The sequence below is a fragment of the Winogradskyella sp. 266wxhm genome, from assembly GCF_058964685.1.
Window position 1 is genome coordinate 3,531,077 of record NZ_CM179559.1, and the last position, 21,547, is coordinate 3,552,623.

The 21,547-nt window shown below is 34.0% G+C and carries 20 protein-coding genes; 13 read left to right on the forward strand and 7 right to left on the reverse strand.

The window, feature by feature from the left end:
• Positions 1-2: 2 nt before the first annotated feature.
• The 3 genes from AC2H4K_RS15915 (at position 3) to ettA (ending at position 2,772) form a co-directional block, all read left to right on the forward strand.
• Positions 3-728 (forward strand): pirin family protein, encoded by a 726-nt coding sequence (locus AC2H4K_RS15915; RefSeq protein ID WP_281139549.1) that lies wholly within the window; start codon positions 3-5, stop codon positions 726-728.
• Between the two features lie 126 nt (positions 729-854).
• Positions 855-1,031 (forward strand): CAL67264 family membrane protein, encoded by a 177-nt coding sequence (locus AC2H4K_RS15920; RefSeq protein ID WP_281139854.1) that lies wholly within the window; start codon positions 855-857, stop codon positions 1,029-1,031.
• 49 nt (positions 1,032-1,080) lie between these two features.
• Complete coding sequence (ettA, locus tag AC2H4K_RS15925) at positions 1,081-2,772, forward strand: energy-dependent translational throttle protein EttA (protein WP_281139548.1); 1,692 nt, start codon at positions 1,081-1,083, stop codon at positions 2,770-2,772.
• Positions 2,773-2,838: 66 nt separating this feature from the next.
• On the opposite strand, the gene AC2H4K_RS15930 is transcribed toward ettA, so the two are convergent.
• Positions 2,839-3,063: a hypothetical protein gene (locus AC2H4K_RS15930; protein WP_281139547.1), complete on the reverse strand. Its 225-nt coding sequence runs from the start codon at positions 3,061-3,063 to the stop codon at positions 2,839-2,841.
• A 196-nt stretch (positions 3,064-3,259) separates the two neighbouring features.
• Positions 3,260-4,042, reverse strand: coding sequence for an MBL fold metallo-hydrolase (locus tag AC2H4K_RS15935; protein WP_281139546.1), 783 nt, complete (start codon positions 4,040-4,042; stop codon positions 3,260-3,262).
• 168 nt (positions 4,043-4,210) lie between these two features.
• Here AC2H4K_RS15935 and AC2H4K_RS15940 point away from each other — a divergent pair, with 168 nt between their 5' ends.
• The 9 genes from AC2H4K_RS15940 to AC2H4K_RS15980 all read left to right on the forward strand — a co-directional run bounded on the left by AC2H4K_RS15940 (position 4,211) and on the right by AC2H4K_RS15980 (position 15,521).
• Positions 4,211-5,551, forward strand: a complete 1,341-nt coding sequence (locus tag AC2H4K_RS15940; protein WP_281139853.1) for a microtubule-binding protein — start codon at positions 4,211-4,213, stop codon at positions 5,549-5,551.
• 78 nt (positions 5,552-5,629) lie between these two features.
• Positions 5,630-6,670 carry a hypothetical protein gene (locus AC2H4K_RS15945; protein ID WP_281139545.1) on the forward strand — a complete coding sequence of 347 codons (1,041 nt, stop codon included), beginning with the start codon at positions 5,630-5,632 and terminating at the stop codon, positions 6,668-6,670.
• Between the two features lie 84 nt (positions 6,671-6,754).
• Positions 6,755-8,713 carry an AAA family ATPase gene (locus tag AC2H4K_RS15950; RefSeq protein ID WP_281139544.1) on the forward strand — a complete coding sequence of 653 codons (1,959 nt, stop codon included), beginning with the start codon at positions 6,755-6,757 and terminating at the stop codon, positions 8,711-8,713.
• Positions 8,714-8,715: 2 nt separating this feature from the next.
• Positions 8,716-9,294, forward strand: coding sequence for an NUDIX domain-containing protein (locus tag AC2H4K_RS15955; protein WP_281139543.1), 579 nt, complete (start codon positions 8,716-8,718; stop codon positions 9,292-9,294).
• A 39-nt stretch (positions 9,295-9,333) separates the two neighbouring features.
• Entirely contained in the window at positions 9,334-10,569 is a 1,236-nt protein-coding gene (locus AC2H4K_RS15960; protein WP_281139542.1) for a DUF6638 family protein, read from the forward strand.
• Positions 10,570-10,662: 93 nt separating this feature from the next.
• The gene (locus AC2H4K_RS15965; protein WP_281139541.1) at positions 10,663-11,205 is read left to right on the forward strand and encodes a hypothetical protein; all 543 of its coding nucleotides are present in this window, start codon (positions 10,663-10,665) and stop codon (positions 11,203-11,205) included.
• Between the two features lie 136 nt (positions 11,206-11,341).
• Positions 11,342-13,039 carry a hypothetical protein gene (locus AC2H4K_RS15970; protein ID WP_493742601.1) on the forward strand — a complete coding sequence of 566 codons (1,698 nt, stop codon included), beginning with the start codon at positions 11,342-11,344 and terminating at the stop codon, positions 13,037-13,039.
• 13 nt (positions 13,040-13,052) lie between these two features.
• Entirely contained in the window at positions 13,053-13,670 is a 618-nt protein-coding gene (locus tag AC2H4K_RS15975) for an outer membrane beta-barrel protein (RefSeq protein WP_493742602.1), read from the forward strand.
• A 177-nt stretch (positions 13,671-13,847) separates the two neighbouring features.
• Positions 13,848-15,521 (forward strand): SulP family inorganic anion transporter, encoded by a 1,674-nt coding sequence (locus AC2H4K_RS15980; protein WP_281139538.1) that lies wholly within the window; start codon positions 13,848-13,850, stop codon positions 15,519-15,521.
• On the opposite strand, the gene AC2H4K_RS15985 is transcribed toward AC2H4K_RS15980, so the two are convergent.
• Both AC2H4K_RS15985 and AC2H4K_RS15990 read right to left on the reverse strand, forming a co-directional pair.
• Positions 15,499-15,963 carry a GNAT family N-acetyltransferase gene (locus AC2H4K_RS15985; RefSeq protein WP_281139537.1) on the reverse strand — a complete coding sequence of 155 codons (465 nt, stop codon included), beginning with the start codon at positions 15,961-15,963 and terminating at the stop codon, positions 15,499-15,501. The genes AC2H4K_RS15980 and AC2H4K_RS15985 overlap by 23 nt on opposite strands.
• Positions 15,953-16,972 (reverse strand): formimidoylglutamase, encoded by a 1,020-nt coding sequence (locus AC2H4K_RS15990; RefSeq protein WP_493742603.1) that lies wholly within the window; start codon positions 16,970-16,972, stop codon positions 15,953-15,955. The genes AC2H4K_RS15985 and AC2H4K_RS15990 overlap by 11 nt, the downstream gene beginning before the upstream one ends.
• 108 nt (positions 16,973-17,080) lie before the next feature.
• Between AC2H4K_RS15990 and AC2H4K_RS15995 the strand changes: the two genes are divergently transcribed.
• A complete protein-coding gene (locus AC2H4K_RS15995; RefSeq protein WP_281139535.1) occupies positions 17,081-17,968 on the forward strand; it encodes a DUF8428 domain-containing protein in 888 nt (295 codons plus the stop codon).
• 141 nt (positions 17,969-18,109) lie between these two features.
• Here AC2H4K_RS15995 and AC2H4K_RS16000 read toward each other — a convergent pair whose 3' ends face one another.
• The 3 genes from AC2H4K_RS16000 to fumC all read right to left on the reverse strand — a co-directional run bounded on the left by AC2H4K_RS16000 (position 18,110) and on the right by fumC (position 21,430).
• Complete coding sequence (locus tag AC2H4K_RS16000; protein ID WP_281139534.1) at positions 18,110-18,619, reverse strand: hypothetical protein; 510 nt, start codon at positions 18,617-18,619, stop codon at positions 18,110-18,112.
• 64 nt (positions 18,620-18,683) lie between these two features.
• A complete protein-coding gene (gene hutI, locus AC2H4K_RS16005; RefSeq protein WP_281139533.1) occupies positions 18,684-19,922 on the reverse strand; it encodes an imidazolonepropionase in 1,239 nt (412 codons plus the stop codon).
• 110 nt (positions 19,923-20,032) lie between these two features.
• Positions 20,033-21,430, reverse strand: coding sequence for a class II fumarate hydratase (fumC, locus tag AC2H4K_RS16010; RefSeq protein ID WP_281139532.1), 1,398 nt, complete (start codon positions 21,428-21,430; stop codon positions 20,033-20,035).
• Positions 21,431-21,547: the final 117 nt, after the last annotated feature.

Below are 21,547 nucleotides of genomic sequence, written 5' to 3' on the forward strand. Positions count from 1 at the left end.
AAATGAAAACTATAATTCACAAAGCAGAAGATAGAGGATTTGCAAATCATGGGTGGTTGCAGGCCAATCATTCCTTTAGTTTTGCTAATTGGTATAACCCAGAAAAAGTTCATTTTGGAGCGTTAAGGGTGTTGAATGACGATATTATTGCACCAAATATGGGGTTTGGTACACATCCTCATGATAATATGGAGATTATTACCATTCCATTAAAAGGTGTGCTAAAACATCGAGATAATATGGGTGATGATTGGATACCAGTTATTCCAGGGGAAGTACAGGTAATGTCTGCAGGTACAGGTGTGCAACACTCTGAGATCAATGGTTCGGTTGATGAGTATTTAAGTTTGTTTCAAATTTGGATTATTCCTGAAGAAAGAAGCGTTAAGCCTCGTTACGATCAAAAAGCATTTAATCCAGAAGACCGACAAGGAAAACTTCAAACTCTAGTGACATCTTTTAAGGATGAGGATTCTGAAAGTTTAAAAATTCATCAAGATGCTAAATTGTCTCGTATAGATTTAAAAGAAGAAGAGTCATTTACATATGATTTAAAAAGTGAGAATCATGGAGTTTATATCATGACGATTTCAGGAAATATAAATGTAGATCAAAACACCTTAGAGACAAGAGATGCTATAGGGATTTCAGAAACCGATAGTTTTAATATTGACGCTAAAGAGGATTCTGAACTTTTATTTATTGAAGTCCCTATGCTGAAATTGTAACAAATACATTAATATAATGTTAGAAGCATCACAATTTGTGGTGCTTTTTTTATTTAAAATACGATATTTGTAACACTAACAAACTAACTAAAAGAATAATTTAATTTTAAGAAATAGGTTATGGCGATGAATAAAAATACGGTTTTAGCTTGGGCTACTACCATTATGATAATTGTAGGATTGGGATTAATTGCACTTGGGGCTTTTAGATATTACGAAGTAGCAGGCTATGGTTTTGCTGCTGTTGGTGTGGGTTTTTTAGCGGTAGCATGGGTGTTTAATGCCTTAAAAGGTAGAGTTTAATTTCCGTAAAAATAGTCTAATACATCAGAATTAAATTTTAAGAAAAAATATGAGCGACGATAAAAAAGTCATTTTCGCAATGTCAGGTCTTACAAAGACTTTTCAAGGTGCTAACACACCTGTATTAAAGAATATTTACCTCAGTTTCTTTTATGGTGCCAAAATAGGTATTTTGGGTCTTAATGGTTCAGGTAAGTCTACCTTACTAAAGATTATAGCAGGTGTAGATAAAAATTACCAAGGTGATGTTGTATTTCAACCAGGCTACACTGTGGGTTACTTGGAGCAAGAACCACAGTTGGATGATGAAAAAACAGTGTTGGAAGTTGTAAAAGAAGGAGCTGCCGAAACTGTGGCTATATTAGACGAGTACAACAGTATTAATGATCAATTTGGTTTAGAGGAAGTTTATAGCAATCCTGATAAAATGGAAAAACTAATGAACAGACAAGCTGAGCTACAAGATAAAATAGATGCCACCAATGCTTGGGAACTCGATACAAAGTTAGAAATAGCAATGGATGCTTTACGTACACCTGAAGGTGATAAAAAGATAGGTGTACTTTCTGGTGGTGAGCGTCGTAGAGTTGCTTTGTGTAGATTATTACTTCAAGAACCAGATGTTCTATTGTTAGATGAGCCTACCAACCACTTGGATGCAGAGTCTGTACATTGGTTAGAACACCATCTGGCTCAATACAAAGGAACTGTAATTGCTGTAACGCACGATAGATATTTCTTGGATAATGTTGCTGGTTGGATTTTAGAACTTGATAGAGGCGAGGGAATTCCTTGGAAAGGAAACTACTCATCTTGGTTAGATCAAAAGTCGAAGCGTATGGCACAAGAGAGTAAATCGGCTTCAAAACGTCAAAAGACTTTAGAACGAGAGTTGGAATGGGTGAGACAAGGAGCAAAAGGACGCCAAACAAAACAAAAAGCGCGTTTAAAGAATTACGATAAGTTAATGAGTCAAGATCAAAAACAGCTTGATGAAAAACTTGAAATATACATACCAAACGGTCCTCGTTTGGGTACAAATGTTATTGAAGCAGTTGGTGTAAGTAAAGCTTATGGAGATAAGTTGCTCTATGAAGATTTAAATTTTAATTTACCTCAAGCCGGAATAGTTGGCGTTATTGGTCCTAATGGGGCTGGTAAGACCACAATTTTTAGAATGATAATGGGAGAAGAAACTCCTGATAAAGGAGAATTCAAAGTAGGCGAAACAGCTAAAATTGCTTATGTAGATCAAAGCCATTCTAACATTGATCCAGAAAAAAGTATTTGGCAAAATTTTAGTGATGAACAAGAATTGGTTATGATGGGAGGAAGACAGGTAAATTCTAGAGCTTATCTAAGCCGATTTAACTTTTCCGGTAGTGAACAAAATAAAAAAGTAAAGTTACTCTCTGGTGGCGAAAGAAACCGTTTGCACCTAGCTATGACTTTAAAAGAGGAAGGTAATGTGTTACTTTTAGATGAGCCTACTAACGATTTAGATGTGAATACTTTAAGAGCATTGGAAGAAGGTTTAGAAAACTTTGCTGGATGTGCAGTGATAATTAGTCACGATAGATGGTTTTTAGATCGTATTTGTACTCATATTTTATCTTTCGAAGGTGATTCTCAAGTGTATTTCTTTGAAGGTAGTTTTAGTGATTACGAAGAGAATAAGAAGAAACGACTAGGCGGAGATTTAATGCCAAAACGAATTAAATATAAGAAGCTAGTTCGATAGAAAGAACTGAAATCATAAAAAAGCCAGCTAATTTTTAGCTGGCTTTTTTATTTTCAATATTATCGATTAATTGTCTCCGTATAGATGACCACCTGTAAAATCTTTATAGTTTTCATCAACGTCTTTAAAAGCATTAGTTTCCATTAATTTTTTATTCTCTGCCTTTAATTTGTACATCTTAATTATGGCCACAAGAATAAAAACAAGAAAAATCGAAGCTACAGCTATTAGAATCATGGTAAGCTGAGTAGTTGTTACCACTAAAGCCTTAGGAAGTAGATTGTTATACATGATTAATAGTTTAGATTTGGAATTGTGCCGCTAATATAGAAAAAAACTTAATTGTAAATGCTTAATTTTAAATTATTTATAATAAAAGTATTAAAATTTTATCGATTAAGTGATGTTAAAATGCGTTAAAACACACGTTTTTATTGACTTATTACAGCGTTTGAGAACTTATTAACAATAGTATGTTTATATAAAATTAATACCAATCTAATAGAATGACATTTATAGAGGACTCTTTTTCATTAACTAAATTTTTAAAATGATCAACGTCACTTAATCCTTCAGTTCCTCTATAATGATATGGATAAACAGTTTTAGGCTTAAAATCTAATACAGCATCTGCTGCACTTTCTACTGGCATCGTGTAAGGTAAATTCATACAAACAAATGCTTTATCAATATTTGTAAGATTTCGCATCTCTGGAATATCCTCGGTATCACCAGAGATATAAATACGCTCATCATTAATAGTTAGTATATAACCATTTCCTCTTCCTTTTTCGTGAAACTTTAAAGCCTCTTCTCTTAAGTTATACATTGGTATAGCTTCAATATCTATTGAATTGATCTCTGTTGTTTCTCCATTATTTAGAACTTTTCGGTTGGTAACTGCAGTTGACGGAATTTTTTCAGAAACCGCTTCAGGAAGAACTACCGGAATATTTTCAAGTTTTAAACCTTCTAAAGTTTCAACGTTGAGATGATCTCCGTGAATATCTGTTATAAGAACCAATGTTGGTCGTTTTTGACCTTCAAAAGCTTTTGCTCCACCTACAGGATCTATATAGATAACATCATTCTCGGTTTCTAAAACAAAAGTAGCATGCTCTATGGGATGGATTTTTATGGTTTCTTCGGTTTTGGTTACCATTTGTGGTTCTGCTTCATTGGTTGCAACCTCAGTTTGTTTTTCTTGGTTTTTGCAGCTTGCACATATAATGATAAAGCATAAAACTAGACTGGATTTTAATAATTTCATATATGTTAGTGTTTCTTATAAAGGTATTGAACAATTTTTCCTTTTAAAAGACCTGTAACATTTTTATAACAATTACTACTCATAATTTACTAGGCAAAATTTTTGTACTCTTATAAAATTACCGAAATTGCTTATCCAATTATTGTTCAACTTAATAACACTACAAATATGTCTGACGATTTTGATTTATTAGAAACAAATTCTAACGAAAAAACTGCAAAAGTCGATGTTAACTGGGGAAAAGCCATCGACCAAATGAAATCTAAATTAGCTCAAGAAGATGATCCGGAAAGTCGTCAGAAAATCTTGAATGCTACATTAGACAATGTTGTAGATATGGCAGAGAAGGACAGAACTACACTTCTAGATGCCATTAAAGATCTTACAGATTACCAAGATGAAGTTGGTATTATGTTCGAAGGTTTCTCAGCACTAAATGCTTCAGAACAAAAAGTTATAGATGATGCCATAAAGCGTTTAGAGCGTGCTAAAGTTGAACTTGAAGATGCTGAAGCAAAACCAGATACTTGGTGGAATAATCTTTGGGGAAGAAAAAGTAAGATTAAAGATGCCGAGCAAGAATTACAGAGCGCGCAAAAGGAACGTGATGCAGCAGACAATAAGGCAAAAGCTATGTTTCAACAACGTATTGAAACTGCAGATGTTCAAACCTTATTAAATGAATTGTCATTTAAAAGTCAAGCTGCGATAAAACGTTTAAAAGATAGAGAACTTGAAATCAAAGAGGTTGAAGAAAGTTTAAAAACAGCTATTGTTGAGGCGAGTAACAACCATACAAAAGCACTTGAAAAGAAAAAGCAAGTAGAAGCTCAATTGGAAGAGCAATACGCACTTTTAAAACAAGCACGACAGGCTTTGGAGGAAGTGGCAGACAAACAATCTACTGAATACTCTGAGGCTTTAGAAAAAGTAACGCAGTTAGAGCAAAAAGTAGAAGAACTAGAAGGGCTTAAAAATGCCTATACAACATTAGCGGCTTCAAAAGACAGTTTTGTGCACAAGCATAACTTAACGATTAAAGTTTTAACTTCTTTACGTAGTAATTTACAAACACATCGTGCTAAATTAAAGTCGGACACTGATGAGCGTTTAAAGTATTATGATGGTTACGTTGTGGCTTTAAAAGCACGTACAGACCAAGAGTTTGCTGCTATTTTAGAACACTTAGGTGTTAAAACGGATGAGCATATAGGTGAAACTTTAGCAGCAATGCATACTGCAAGTGCTAGAGCGCGTCAAGAAATGATGGATAATATTCCTGTACACGAAAAAGTAATGCAAGGTGTTTATGGTAGCTATGCTGAGGCTTTAAAAGATATTAGAGCTAAGGATGAAGAAATTCAAAAGAACTTTGCAGATCGTTATGGTATTGATATGAAAGAAATCTTTGATGAATACTATAAAGCAGATCCCAATGCTCCAGCGGATGGTCGTGAGCCAACAGGCCAGCCAAAACCTGAAGCTAATAATGATGATTTACTATCCTAAATCAGTGTAAAGTAATTAGTGTTTAGTTTTTAGAGCCTCTATAAACTAAACACTAAACACTGATAACTACACACTAAAATGATTGTAACCCCTTTAGATTCAGCAATACTAGACTCCAAAGTACAGTATGTGTTCTATCACAAAATGATAGATTTCACGCTCAAAGAACTTATAGTTGCTGTTCAGGAAAAACAAATACTAAATCAACAGGAGCTATTGTTATTCAAACAATATTCTGATCTGCTCTTATATTCTATCGAAGCGATGCGTGTAAAATACATGTATGACGATGAGGAAAATATGAAAGTGGATTTAACGGATTCTGGTTTTCCAAATTATTTAGAATTCCGCTATTTGTTTAATGACTTAGAGTTGCGAGAAGAATTCCTCAATAAGTTGACCGATATTGAAGTGTTGAAAGATGAATTTCTAGATACTTTAATGCGAAAAAAAGAACCAATTTCTAAACGAAAGTTGTTTCAGGCAGCATCAATAGTATATTATTCATCAGCAAAGAAGGAATATATATTTAACCGTTTTGTACAGGGTAAAATAATCAAAGCTCCTGAAGGTTCGCCTGCAGAGTTTTTAGTGAGTTGGAGTTTTTATGATGTATCTCACAACAGACCATTTATTTGCTACATGTATTTTAATTATGATGGAAAGGATGTTGATGATTACAAATCTGAAATCTATAACGTTCTAAAAAATACATCAGATAGAGAAATGAATTTGGACACTATGGCATACGCTATAGACAAACGTCTGCCCAAACTACTACCAAAATTGATAAAACGTGTTGATTTGGGACCTATTCATAATGTGTTTGCAAAAGATGAAAACAAAGTGACACATGCTATTCTTCAAGGTATTTCTAATAAGGAAATCTCACTGGAATCCTTCGCAATATCATTTAAGATAGACGAATTAAAATCTGGTAGTGAATTCAAAGAAGGTAGCTTTTTTAGCAAACAAACCTTTCAAAAATGGGATGCTGTTTTTAGACAACGATATGTTTTTGCGCCACATAGAATTATACAATTACTATATAATAAAACACCAGAAATTATGAACAAGTTGGCGATTCCACCTATTCAGATTTCAGAATTTAAAAATTAAAAGGGGCCAGAAGTTTAAGGATGGAAGCTTGAAGATTCTGAGCCCAACTTAATACTTGTAACTTTTTACTTATTACTCAAGATAATGCAACACAACTCAACTTTTCCTATAAAACAAAGTGAACTCGATATGCTTCGTGATGAAGCAACATCTTATTTGAAATCCATTCAATGGGAGCAGAGTCAACGTGCCAAAAATAGAGATAATGACGGTAAAGATGAATCCATATTACTTTACCTTTCTAGGGCAAATAATGGTAGTAGTGTTACGATAACTTCAGTTTCTAAAACCATATTAGCACTAAAGAAAAGGCTCTTACCAGAATCTGTGGCTTTGCCTGTGTTTTTAAACCAGACTCTATTTGCAGTACAAGAAGCTTTAACACTTGGTGTTTGGATAAAGGACAGTTACTATGATGCATCTGGTTTATCAAGTTTAAGCGAAAATAAATCTGCTTTAGATAGCTCAGGGAAACGTGAATATGAGAGTAAAATGCTCACCGCAACGGCCTTCATGCTTTTTGCAACGGCTTATAAAGTATTACATGATTTAAAACCCTATGCTTCGGACGATTTATCTGTAATGAAGCAGAAGTTTGCAGGAATTCCTGAAGTGTCCTTTTTGTCACCTCTAAAAGGTATTTCATGTCAACTGTTTTATTACGATAAATATTTAGGTCATCCTGAAATCATAAAAACAGATAAGGATGTTATAGATTTTACAGTAGTTTATTTTGAAGCTTTAATCGCTGAAATTCAATTAAGAAAAAGCACTTTAGAATACACGGAAACTATAGTTGACCGAACCTATAAATTGGAAAACTCTGATTTCGCAGTATCGGGTTGGGAAAATGTATTTCAAGGTACTGCTAAGAGTGTCGAATTTAATAAAATTCAATTCGAGCAAATTGTAGGTAACCGTGATGCTAAGCACTTTGCGCGTCGTTTAACGGAGCGTATGCTGAGTTATGATTTTGAGGCAAAGAAAAATCCGTTTCAAGAGCTTGGTGGTTTTATGCCTGTTTTTATGGGTTATGGTATTCCTGGTACAGGTAAAAGTATGCTCATTGCTGCTATTGCCACACGTTTAAAGGAACACTGTGATAACTTAGATATTCCGTTTTTGTTTCATCCAATGCCAGATACGTTGATTAGTACTTTTCAAGGTGGTTCGGCCGAGAAAATGGTAGAGTGGATGAAACCTTTACAAGATCCTTCTAAATTGATTTTCGCACCAATTGATGATGCTGAGAATAATCTTCAAGAGCGTACTGCCCAAGGGGTTTCTGCTGGTGTAAAAGAAGTTATAGGTGTGTTTTTAAGATATACAGAAGGTGCCTACGCTGTTAATTATGGTAATAGTTCAATAGGCTTATTTACCAATTTGCCTGAGATGTTAGATAAAGCGGTAATCTCTCGTGTACAAGGAAGGTTTAAAATTGATGGCGCAAGAACGGAGCATGATTTCTTAGATCAAGATTATATCTGGTGGAGAAAACTTCAAAGTACAATGCCAGATTTTATAAATATGGATGATCCTGAAGTATATCAATATTTGTCAGACCAAGGTTTGGCAAAAAGTATGGGAGACATTCTCAATGCTGTTGAAAATCCGACAGAAGAACGTGTTCATGAAACTTTTGATAAAATTGAAAAGCTACATGAGACTAATGATCATATGTTTTATGCTGCATTATACACTGAAATTCAGAAAATATTCCCGTTTTTCTCATCAAGAGATGTTAGAAACATTCAATCTGCAATATCGTTACGATTAACGGATTTTGATTTGGAAGACGATTGGTTTGATAATCCTGATAAGTATTTCAAAAAGGATTATGACACTAAATTCAATATGTTGCAAGAATTAATGAAGTCCAACATGAAAGGGCTCAACTTTTCAGATATTAGACGACAAGAGGTGATTCGCTACTTGGATAATGTTGCTACAATTGCAGATACAGATTTCAAACGAAAGGTAGACGCACGAGTTAATCAAATGAATATTGAAACTGAAGCGAGAGAACAGTTTTCTAAAAAATAAGGATGCAAAAGCTAAAAAACATAACAAGAACAACACTTTCTAACGATTGGGCAACACTTCATCGAATAGACTATGATTATCAGTTTGAAGATGGTGAGTGGAGGCGATTGTCTCGAGAAACGTATAACAGAGGTAATGGTTCAGGAATCTTGTTGTACAATACTAAAAAATCCACAGTGATTCTCACCAAACAATTCAGAATGCCTGTTTATGACGTTAATAAAAATGAAGGTATGTCAATCGAAGTTTGTGCAGGAGCTATAGATAATAACGATTCTCCAAAAGCGACCATAATAAGAGAGGTTGAAGAAGAAGTTGGATATAGAATTAGTGACGCGACACAAGTACTGTCGGCTTACACATCTCCTGGTGCTTTAACCGAAAAAATGTATCTCTTTATTGCAGAATATACTGATGACATGAAAGTGAATGAAGGTGGTGGATTAGAAATTGAAAACGAAGATATTGAAGTATTAGAATTACCATTCAGTAAAGCCATTGAAATGGTGAAAAATGAAGAAATTATAGATGCAAAAACCATTATGTTATTGCAGTATGCTCAGATAAATAAAATAGTATAGTTGTCATTTCTGGTAAAGCAGGAATCTCAATCATAAAATATGAACAAACTAAAACAAGCAAATTTATATAGAAGTGAACTCATCCCAGTAAGTGGGAAATTGGTAGAGCGCTATAATAAATGTCTTAAAACCTTAGGGTTTTCAGAAACCAATCTTAAGTCTTTCTCAATAGATGGCTTGGGTTGGAGTCCTGAAGTTGCTGAGGAAAAACAGAATACACAATACCTTAATCATGGAGAAGCTAATCCTCATGGTATTATCATTTCTCCATTACAAAAAGGAAAACCTGTGTATTTGCCTTTTCACTCGTTTGATAAGGATATGATGCAACATATCTTTAAAACCCATGGACAAAAAATTAATGATATCACTAGGGATTCGGCTATTTGTATCGATTTTGATCAAGATATAGACGTGTTTTATGAACCTTTGGATATTCTTAAATACGAAGATATTAGTATCTCATTTCGACTGATAGATAATTTAGAAGAAAAGCAAAAGGAACAACTACAACTGGTTGATAAATTCAGAACAGGAAATAATTTTATAGATGAAGATCTTCATCAGCAAATATTAGATTCTGCCCAAAACTATGGTGATTTACGACATAGAGATCTAAACTTACATCCACTACATTTTTCAACCAACTCATTTTATACTAGAGCCTTTAAAGGTGTGTATGTGCTTAGGGATTTTATTACACCTATTGTAGTTTTTGAAGATTTGGAAGTGTATAGGCAAGCCATAAAAGATACGATTCATGATGTATTGATTTACCACATATCTCAACCAGAATTGATAGAAAAACTGAAAGATCATATCATAATTGAGTGTGATTTAGAATACATGGTAACCACACCAAATTATGATCGTATCAAGAAATTTGAAATGTCTAGTTTTTTGAAGGATACAGAACATCCAATTAAAGATATTTTGGATAGTAAATCTTTATTCAAGAGTTATCTCAATAAAATAGATATTGAAGCGCGGAAAAAAGTAATGGGAGTGGAGTTGTATTTAGAAAAACTAGAACGCAGTAATACCTACAAAATAGAGGATATGGTAGAGCAGTCTATGTATTTTGCACTGCACCAACCGCATTCGTCGTTAACCGCAGAGCATCGTGATTTAATTCATAAGTTGCTCATTAATATTGCACCGAAAGATGTTCTCTTTTTATACTGGTATGATAAAGAGCAGTTTTACAAGAGTTACGAGACTTGGAACGATTCATTTAGAGATTGGGTAATTGCGATTATTCGTAACAATATTTAATAATTTTAGACTAATTTTATAGAGACTGTCATTCCTTACGCGTCATGGAATGTATAAAAGAGGAAATTATATAAAATAGAAAAACTTACCATTATGGGCATAGATTTAGTCGTTTTTATTGTAGCAATATTATTCGGGATTTTCTTGTATTGGCGAGAATCCAATGGCAATGGAGCATATCGTTTTTTGAATAAAATAATGAATAGCAAAGAACTACAGATGCGTGCAGACAATCCAAAAGGGTTTGTTTACAAGCAATCCTTTTTACCACGATTGATTTTTGTGGTGACTTTAGTGTTAATTGCAGCACTCATTGTAGAATTTTTAACGCCATTGGCTGTATTTTCAAGTTATAATGGTATTTCTGCATTTGCGTCATTCGCTGCTGGGACATTGATTGGAACTTACCTAGCTAGTTTCGTTATAAAATCTTCTGAAGTTATAGAAGAGCAGAGCGAATCTTTAGAGGATAAGTTTGATAATGTTGTAGAAAAAGGCAAAGATTTTTTCGAAGAGCTTAAGAATAAAGATAATAAAGCGGTTGAAGAAGCTAAGAAAGAAATAGAAAACGAACCGAAACTAAAAACAGAGGAAAAATCGGCAAGAGAACGATTGAAAGATAAGGGGTTGATGTAGTAAAGCCCATCCTAAACTTCCCAAAGGGAAGGAAATGAAGCGACAATAAATAAAGTGTCTTGGACTGAAGCCAAGTATACTGTTAACAAAATAAATACCCAGTTTTCCCCTCTGGGGAATTAAAGGGGCTGATATCATGATAAAAAACTACTGGAACAAAGGCGCAAAACAAAAACGAATTACAGTTTTTGTAGTGCTATTATTGCTCATTCTCTTGTTCTTTTTTAGGGACGACTATCAACCTGTATTGTTATTTTTTAGAAAATACATCTTCGTTATTCTCTTAAGTCTTTTGGTTCTGATTTTTGGTTTACGAAAGTTCAGGAAAACAGCCAGTACAGGATCAAGATTAGGTATTCTTGGATTGTTGATTGTATTTTTTGGAGTTTTGTATTTCTTTGGGTGGAATCAAGGTTTGTACGATTACATGAAAACTTACAATGTATTCAATAATCTCAATAAAGTTGAAATCGATGATCTTCCGTTAACTCAAAACGAGCGTATTCAACCCTTACGAAACATATTTTCTATGGCTAATGAAAGCGTTGGTGAAACCAAAGATGTGTCCTTGCCGCATTTAGTAAGAATTGGTACAGAAAATAAATGGACTATGGCTATTCAACCAAGTGAAAAATACGTCATGCAGCGTATCAGCGATAATACTGAAGAAGTATTTTCGGTTAGTAGTACAACACCATTTCCGAGATTTTCAAATGAAAACAGAATTGAAGTTACCTTTTCAATAGGTGAGTCTTTGAAATTTAGCCGTAACACCTACAATGCAGTCGTACAACGTTTTAATCCTTGGATGCTTTTCAATTATGAACCAAGCGACACCTTTTACATGAAAAATGATGAAGGTAATTGGGTAGAAGTGGTGAGTTTAATCAAATGGAAAGGTTTCTTCTTTCCGTATCCTACGTTTGGTGGAGTTATGATTATTGAGAGTGGAGAGCATGATTTTAATGACTACATAGAGCGCATCACCATCGGAAAAGGAACATTTGTGAGTCCAGAAGACATAAAGAATTACAAGTTTTTACAGAAGCAAAATACACTAGCAGAAGAGGTGTCTCAGCTACAAGCGGAATCTTTAAAGTTTTTAGGTGGTTTTAGTGATCCTTTGCCTTGGAATATGGAAACTGCAGTTAAAATTCCGTTGATGCCAAAAGACCAAAACCAACAACCTTACGTCACCGATTTTGATTTTGCTGGTAGCAACTCTGATGCCTACAGCGGCTTATACCATTGGTTTGGTTTAGAGCCAGTAGGAGACGAGCGCACAAGTTTAAGCTACAGTGTATTTATTCCTGCTGACGGTACGGATAAATTATATTATTACGATCATGCCTCAAAAAAACAAGGCTATGCAGGCGTATCAGCGATGCCTCTTAAAGTGAAAGAATCTCGTAAAGAATATGATTGGAAAGCGAGCACACCAGTAGAGTTTAGGCCTTATGTAAAAGAAATAGCAGGTAGAAAGCGTCTATTTTTCTTAGGAACAATTTCGTCTATAAGTGATACAAATGCACAACAATTCGATGGCTCTGCAACACCAGATTTAGTTTTGATTGACAGTGAATATCGTGACGTTATTTGGGTAGATGTAAAACATCCTAGTGGTTGGGACGAAACGGTTTATAACCAATTAAATGAAGCCTGGAGAGCGAGTGAAGGTATAGGTTATTACTACAAAGAAGTACCAAAAGATGAAGATATTTTAGAACAACAAATGGATTCTATAATGAGTATTCCTAGAGTAGAAGATAATTCCGAAAAAATAGAAGCCTTACAACGTCAGTTAGATTCTTTAAAGGCTTTAAGTGATAATTAATTAAAATAAAAAAATGAAGAATTGTACTTTAATAATAATCTGTTTTGCATTTACATTGATGAGTTTTGCTCAAGATGAAAATATTAAAAGTAAGTTTAGTTATGGTCTCAATTTAGCTGTTGGTGGTGCCACGCTAGAAAATAATAAAGTAGGGCTGTTAAATGGAAATGTTTTTGCAATTCGATTCAATGTCGATTATGATTTTTCAGACAATGAAAAAACCAAGCTGCTTTCTGGTGTTGAGATTGTAGAGTTTAATTCAAGCTTTTTTAATGGTACGGATCAAAGTCGTTTAAAAAATGAATATTTACAAATTCCATTACGTTTGGTTCAAAGAGTGTCATTAGATAATGAACAAAAATTTAATCTTGTTACAAGCATAGGTGCTTATGGTAATTTTCTTTTACGTTCAAAAATAAATGATTTATCTAATGAGGTTGACACAAAAAGTGGTGGCGTTAATTTTGGTGTAGGTATTTCGTTTGGTACAGATTATGAAATAACTTCTAATACTCGAGTAAATATCTTATTTGATATTATGAATGAAACTAGTAGTATATCAAAGAATGGTTTTAGGCAAAAGCAAAAAGATATTTACCTATTAGGTATAGGGTTTATGACACGATTTTAGTTGTCATTATAGTTACTGAGTAACTATTGAGTTAGATGAGTAGATTTTGGGAAAGTCTATTCACTTACTTGAAAATTAAACATATATTAGTATTCATAATACTAGTTGTAGTATTACTAACGGTGCCATTTAATGAATTTTTTAAATGGTTAGCAACCATATAAATGAATAAATTTTATGATGTCTAAATATTATAATTTAAAATATTTAAAAGGAGATTTAACAGGTGGCTTAGTCGCAGGCGTTGTAGCCTTGCCATTGGCTTTAGCATTCGGTGTACAATCTGGTTTAGGTGCAATTGCAGGACTTTATGGCGCAATAGCTGTTGGTATTTTTGCTGCTATTTTTGGTGGTACAAGGACACAGGCTAGTGGGCCAACAGGTCCTATGACTGTGGTTTCGGCTGCTTTGGTTGCAGCTTCCATAGAGCTTACTGGGAGTTTAGAATCGGCGATGCCAATTATTATCCTTACGTTTTTAGCTGGTGGAGTTTTTCAGATCATTTTTGGTCTTATAAATATAGCTGGTTATGTGAAGTATTTTCCTTATCCAGTAGTATCGGGATTTATGAGTGGTGTTGGTCTTATCATTATTATTTTGCAATTGTTTCCTTTTGCAGGCTTAGGGTCTGAAAAATCAACATGGTTGGTGATGCAGGATTTACCTAGGTTGTTTACAGATTTTAATTGGCAGGCATTAACGCTAGGCGTTTTTACAGTTCTTGTGTATGTAGTATTTCCTTATATAACTAAGGCTATTCCAAGTGCTTTGGTGGCTTTGGTTTTAGCGTCAGTAGCAAGTTACTTTCTACAATGGGATGTGCCTATTATTGGTGAAATACCTTCAGGTTTACCAAGTTTACAAGTTTCGGGATTGTTCTCGGTTGACGCGAGTGCTTACGCTATAATTCTAGAGTATGCTCTAGTTTTAGCGGTATTAGGTTCTATAGATTCTTTGTTAACTTCTGTAATTGCTGATAACATGACTAAGACAAAGCATAATAGTAATAGAGAATTAATTGGTCAAGGTATCGGAAATTCAATAGCTGCAATTTTTGGGGGAATTCCAGGTGCAGGAGCAACAAAAGGAACTGTAATTAATATTAATTCTGGTGGTCGTACAAGATTATCGGGTGCTGTTCATGGCCTGTTTTTACTGGCAGTACTATTAGGTTTAGGTAAATTGGCGGCTTATATTCCTTTGTCGGTTTTAGCAGGTCTATTAATTCCTATAGCATTAAAAATTATTGATGTTAAGGGATTAAAACACCTATTAGTAGTTCCAAGAGCAGATGCTGTTGTTTTAATTATTGTATTGTTGATTACTACTTTCGGTAGTTTAATCCAAGCTGTTGGTATTGGTTTATTACTAGCATCTTTATTGTTTATGAAACGCTCTAGTGATATTGGTGAAAAAGGCATGGAAGTAGGAACAATTGCTGGTTTTGATGGAGAAAAACCATGGCAAGATGAAATTGAATTCTATGAAGAGTATAAAGACAAAGTTTACATAAAACATCTTTATGGACCATTGTTTTTTGGATTTACTTCTCACTTTCAAGATGAAATAAAAAATATACCAGAGCAGATTCAGGCATTAATTATAAGAATGGATCGTGTACCTTATATAGATCAGTCTGGACTGTATGCTATAGAGAATGCTGTTTTAGATTTGGAAAAAAGAGGAGTTCAGGTATTATTAACAGCAGTACAAGAGCAACCAAAAGACAAATTAGTATCCATTGATATTGTACCAGATTTAATTTCTGAAGCACATATTTTTGAGGAAATTAATGGTGCTTTTACTTATCTTAAAAACAATTTGAAATCTAAAACTTCAAAAACATCTTAATATCAGCACGTTCATAGGGATTGTCTTTTTCAAGTTCTAATTCTTTAAAACCATATTTTCTATAAAGGTAGATGGCATTTTCTAATTTGGTGTTAGAATAGAGTAGAAGTCCTTTTAATTCTTTGGTTTTACTAAAATCGATGCTGTGCTGTAATAATTGCTGGCCTATTTTCTGTCCGCGCATTTCAGGTGAAACAGCCATTTTCGTTAATTCTAAAACACCAATTTCTTCAGTTGGCATTAAGGCTACGGTGCCAACTACAATGTCATTTTTCATAGCAAAAAAGATATAACCTCCTTTATCTATAATATATTTATTAGGATGACTTAAAACCTCTTCGTCGTAAGGTTCTACATAAAAAAAGGTTTCTAGCCATTCAATATTTAATTCATAGAAATGCTTGGCATACTTGCTTTTGTAATCTATAATCTTAATTGCCATGCGCTCTTATAAAGTCAGTAATTAAATAGGTAATAAGTTTGCCAACCTTGGTTTCTGTTTTGCTTGTTGGTGCGGCTTCACAGATATGAAGATACATAGCATTTTTATCCTTCCCTAAATAATGCACAAATTGTCTGGCTTGTTTTACGCTAAAACCAGAAGGAGTCATAGCACTGCTAGGTATATTCTCTATAGCATCGCAATCTATTTCAATCCCAAAACATTTTTCAGAAACATGGTCTAATGCTGTTTTTAATTCAGCTTTAAAATCAGTTTCATTTCGTATTTCCATGGCATCATACGTATTATAGTTTAGATATTTTATCTTCTTTAGACCTTTAAAAATATTATCTGAAGTATAATTTTCGTGTAGACCAAAAATGAAATAATTTTTTAAAAAACCTTCAGCAAACGCATAGCTAAACCCATTACCACTGTGTCTGCCTTCTTCAGCTCTGAAATCGGAATGCGCATCAAAGTTCACCACATTTATCTTGGTATTGCACGCAAGTGCAGAACCTTTTATGTTACCGTAAGCATTATTATGTCCGCCACCAATAATTATAGGAATTTTACCAGCTTTTACGATAGAAGACACCACATGCGTAACATCTTTATCAATAGTTTCTACAAACGTTCTGGCTTTATTGATGTTTTTCTTCTTTTCTGAATCTAAAGTTGTTAGCGCTTCGCAGGCTTTTGAATAGTCTAAATGGCCTAAAATAAGAATGCGTTTAGCATTTGTAAAGCTATTATCCTGAATATTTAACAAAACTTTTAGAGTAGCCTCAAAAGCTTTGTGAGCTCCAGTATTTCCGTGGTTTGCGTAAACTCCAATATCTTCTTTAATCCCAAAAATTACGTAGTCAACGTCTAAATTAACGATATCATCGTATATGTTAGTGAGGTTAGGTATTAACTGAACGAGTTCTCCAAATTTTGATTCTCCTTTACGTTTCTTTAAAAGATGTTGTTTGTCTTTTTCTGTAAATAGAGTGAAGTGTTGCATTTGGACGAAAAATTAAATTAAAATTAAAAGTACAGTTTTATTTAATTACTTTAATCTCGAATTAGTTTTTAAAACAAGAATTAACAATAACTTTAAAAAACACAATTTATGGAAAGTTCACAAAAAACTAGTACAGGACTTAAAGTTGGATTAGGAATCCTTTTAGTTCTTTTCTTAGGTACAGCATTTTATACTTCTAAGCTTTACAATGATAAACAAGAAACTGAAAAAGTATTAGTAGGAGAGAAGAAACAAATACAGCATGAGTTAGACAATATGCTCGTTCAATATGATGAAGCTATTGCAGAAAGCAAAGTGAAAAACCAAGATCTTATTGCAGCAAGAGAACGTATTCAAGGTTTAATGGATTCGCTTAAAGTATCTCAAACTAGCGTTAATAGCTTATGGAGATATAAAAAGAAATTTTTAGCACTTCAAGAAGAAATGGATGTGTTAATGAAAGAAAATGATAGACTTAAAGGTGAAAATGAATATTTAGCGTCATCTTTAGACAGTACTCAAGTACAGTTAGCTGAACGTACCATGTTCACAGATTCATTATTAGTTCAAAATACAGAGTTAGCAACAGTTGTTAAAGATGCATCAGCATTACAAACCGTAGGTTTAATTGGTATGGGTGTGATTGAAAGAAGTAGTGGTAAGCAAATCCCAACAGAAAGAGCAAGACGTAGTGATAAAATTAAAATCTGTTTTACAGTAGCTAAAAACACTATTGCAGAATCTGGTGATAAAGAATTATATGTACAAGTAATTGATCCTAAGAATAATATTTTAGGTTCTAACGATCAGTTACAATTTGATGATCAAGTATTAAACTACAGTTTAATCAGTAGATTCAACTACGAAAACAGAAACCTAAACATTTGTGAGTATATCTCAGCTGCAGACGACCAAAAGTTTGAAGAAGGTAGATATAAGATCAATGTTTTTAACGATAAAGAATTGATTTCTACTTCTGAATTCACAATGAAGTAAGGATTGATTGTTTGATTGATTGATAGCTAAAAAATCCGGAAGTATATCTTCCGGATTTTTTTGTTTATGATAATATGAGATTCAAATAGTCGTGCGTTGATCTAGTTGTGTCTGTATAAGATTTTTGGAGTATGAACTTATTTATTCTTTTTTAAAGTATCCTTTTTTTCCAATTCCAATCGTCCAAAAGTATTTACCTTCATCTGATTCAGGTATTGGTTCAGATTGTTCGTCTAGGATTGGAACTACTTGTCTCCAAACGGCTAAGTCAATTGAAGGAAATACATAAGAATATGGTATTTCGTTTTCATCTTTATCGAATTCTGAATTTGTAGTAAAAGAAATTTTTTCGATTAATTGTGGCGCTGGTGTTTTAAAAATTTCAATGTCATTCAAGTAAACTTCAATATATTCAGAGTCTTTTCCTGAAAATTCAATAAAATCTGCTCTATCTTCATTATCGAAGGTAATTTGAAGTTCATTTTTGTAATAGCCTATCTTAGCTGGGACAGGCAATGAGAAATCTCCATAATTAAATATAGATTTCTTTGAAGAGTATTCAGGTTTACCTAAAGCTAGTTGAATTTCTTCTCTTGTCTGACCAAATTTTACAACTCCTACACCAATATGTGGTTTTAATTTAAATCTCATAAAATTAGGATTAATCAACTTAGTCTTCTACAAGCTCAGACTAACAAATTCAGACTTTTTTTTTTTACTTCAATAACTGACCGTTGATGACAATTTGATCTACAGGACTGTGTCCAAACTCATAAGGAATCTCACTGTAATGATTCATAGGTTTTGTAATGATAACATTGGCCTTTTTTCCTCTGGTAATACTACCATACATATTACTGATTCCCATAGCATAAGCGCCATTTATTGTTGCAGCATTGATAGCTTCTTCAGGTGTTAGCTTCATTTTTACACAAGCTGAACCTACTACAAAATTCATATTACCACTAGGAGAGGAGCCAGGATTAAAATCTGTAGCAATCGCCAAAGGTAAACCTGCATCAATAATTTCTCTACCTTTAGTATAAGGAATACCTAGAAAGAACGAACAACCTGGAAGTCCCACAGGCATAGTGTCACTCTCTTTTAAAGCTTCAATATCGTTATCATCTAATTCTTCGAGATGATCTACAGAAAGGGCATTGTATTTTACACCTAAAGCAACACCACCAAGAATATTAAACTGATTAACGTGTAATTTTGGACGTAAACCATGGGTCTCAGCTGCTTTTAAAATGGCTTCGGTATCTTCAATATCAAAATAGCCTTCTTCACAGAAGACATCAATATAATGAGAGATGTTCAACTCTGAAGCTTGTGGAATAAGTTCTTCCGTAATCAATTTGATATAGGCTTTTTTATCTTTCTTGTATGCTTCTGGAATAGCATGAGCCGCTAATAAGGTTGGGATAATAACCGCTAAACTGTCTTGCTTGATACGCTTAATCACACGAAGCATTTTTAATTCCGCTTCAACAGATAAGCCATAACCAGTTTTGATTTCTATAGCACCTGTTCCCATTTTTATAAGCTCATCTACACGTTTTATGGATTGTTCGTATAAATCGTCTTCAGAAGTGTCTTCAAGAAGTTTAGCTGAATTCAAAATACCTCCACCTTTATTGGCAATATCTGCATAAGTCAAACCATTGATTCTATCTACAAATTCCGATGTTCGGTTACCAGCATAAACCGTGTGTGTATGCGAATCGCACCACGACGGTAACACTAATTTTCCGGTAGCATCAATAACCGTTTCGGCATCAAAACCTTCGCAATCGTCCATAGTGCCATATTCAATAATGGTATCGTGTTCTATATAGAGGTAAGCGTTTTCTAATACAGGAAGGTTTTTCATTTCCTTTCCTTTTACAATCGTGACGTTATGATCGTAAACTTGTACAAGTTGTTTTATGTTAGTTATTAGTATAGACATCTTAGTTGGTTTTATGTAAATATTGTCATTTTTTCGAACAAAAAAAAACGCTAGTTTAATTTTACTAGCGTTTTTAAATTATTTGTGTGGTAATGGTTTGAAAATGAAACTTATTTCAAACTTCCTACCATATCTTCTGGTTTTACCCATTCGTCATAATCTTCAGCAGAAACATAACCTAAGTTAATAGCCTCTTCACGAAGTGTAGTGCCATTTTTATGTGCTGTATTTGCAATTTCAGCAGCTTTGTAATAGCCTATTTTTGTGTTAAGTGCGGTAACTAACATCAATGAATTATTTAATAAAGTCTTAATAACATCATGGTTAGGTTCTATACCACTAGCACAGTTTTCATCAAAGCTAACACAAGCATCACCAATAAGCTGTGCGGATTGTAAAATGTTAGCAGCCATCATAGGTTTAAAAACATTAAGTTCGTAATGACCTTGTGTACCACCAACTGTTACGGCAACATCATTACCCATTACTTGAGCGCAAACCATAGTCATCGCTTCACACTGTGTAGGGTTTACTTTTCCTGGCATAATAGAACTTCCTGGTTCGTTAGCAGGAATAATAATTTCACCAATACCTGAACGCGGACCAGAAGCCATCATTCTAATATCGTTAGCAATTTTATTCAACGACACTGCTAATTGTTTTAAAGCACCATGTGTTTCTACAATAGCGTCGTGTGCTGCAAGAGCTTCAAATTTATTTTCTGCCGTTACAAATGGTAATTCTGTAAACTCAGCAATATATTTTGCGACCAAAACATCGTAACCTTCTGGTGTGTTAAGTCCTGTACCAACAGCAGTACCACCTAAAGCCAATTGACTTAAATGTGGTAAGCTATGTTCTAAAGCTTTAATACCATGATCTAGTTGAGCCACATAACCTGAAAATTCCTGACCCAAAGTTAGAGGTGTAGCATCCATAAGGTGTGTACGACCAATTTTCACCACATCTTTAAACTCTAAAGCTTTTTTGTGTAGTGTGTTGCGTAACTGAATAACACCAGGAATAGTTGTTTCTACCACTTTTTTGTAAGCAGCAATATGCATACCAGTAGGGAAGGTGTCGTTAGACGATTGTGATTTGTTAACATCATCATTTGGCTGAATGGTTTTTTCACCTTCGCCAATAACTTTACCAGCAATTTGATGCGCACGGTTAGCCACCACCTCATTAACGTTCATGTTACTTTGCGTACCAGAACCCGTTTGCCAAATTACTAAAGGAAACTGATCATTATGTTTGCCTTCTAAAATCTCATCACAAACCTGAGCGATTAAATCGCGTTTTTCTTTAGACAATACCTCAAGCTCGCAGTTGGTATAAGCCGCTGCTTTTTTAAGATATGCAAAGCCATACACAATCTCTAAAGGCATAGAAGCTGCAGGCCCAATTTTAAAGTTATTACGAGAACGCTCTGTCTGTGCGCCCCAAAGTTTATCGGCAGGTACTTTTACCTCACCCATAGTGTCTTTTTCTATTCTATAAGTCATTGTATTGTGATTTTTTATAAAGCACTACAAAATTACAGATTTTGTAGAAGAGGTACTATAAATCCTAGGGTTTTATTTATGGTAAAAGTTGAGGGTTTAGCCTGCGTTTTAACCTTA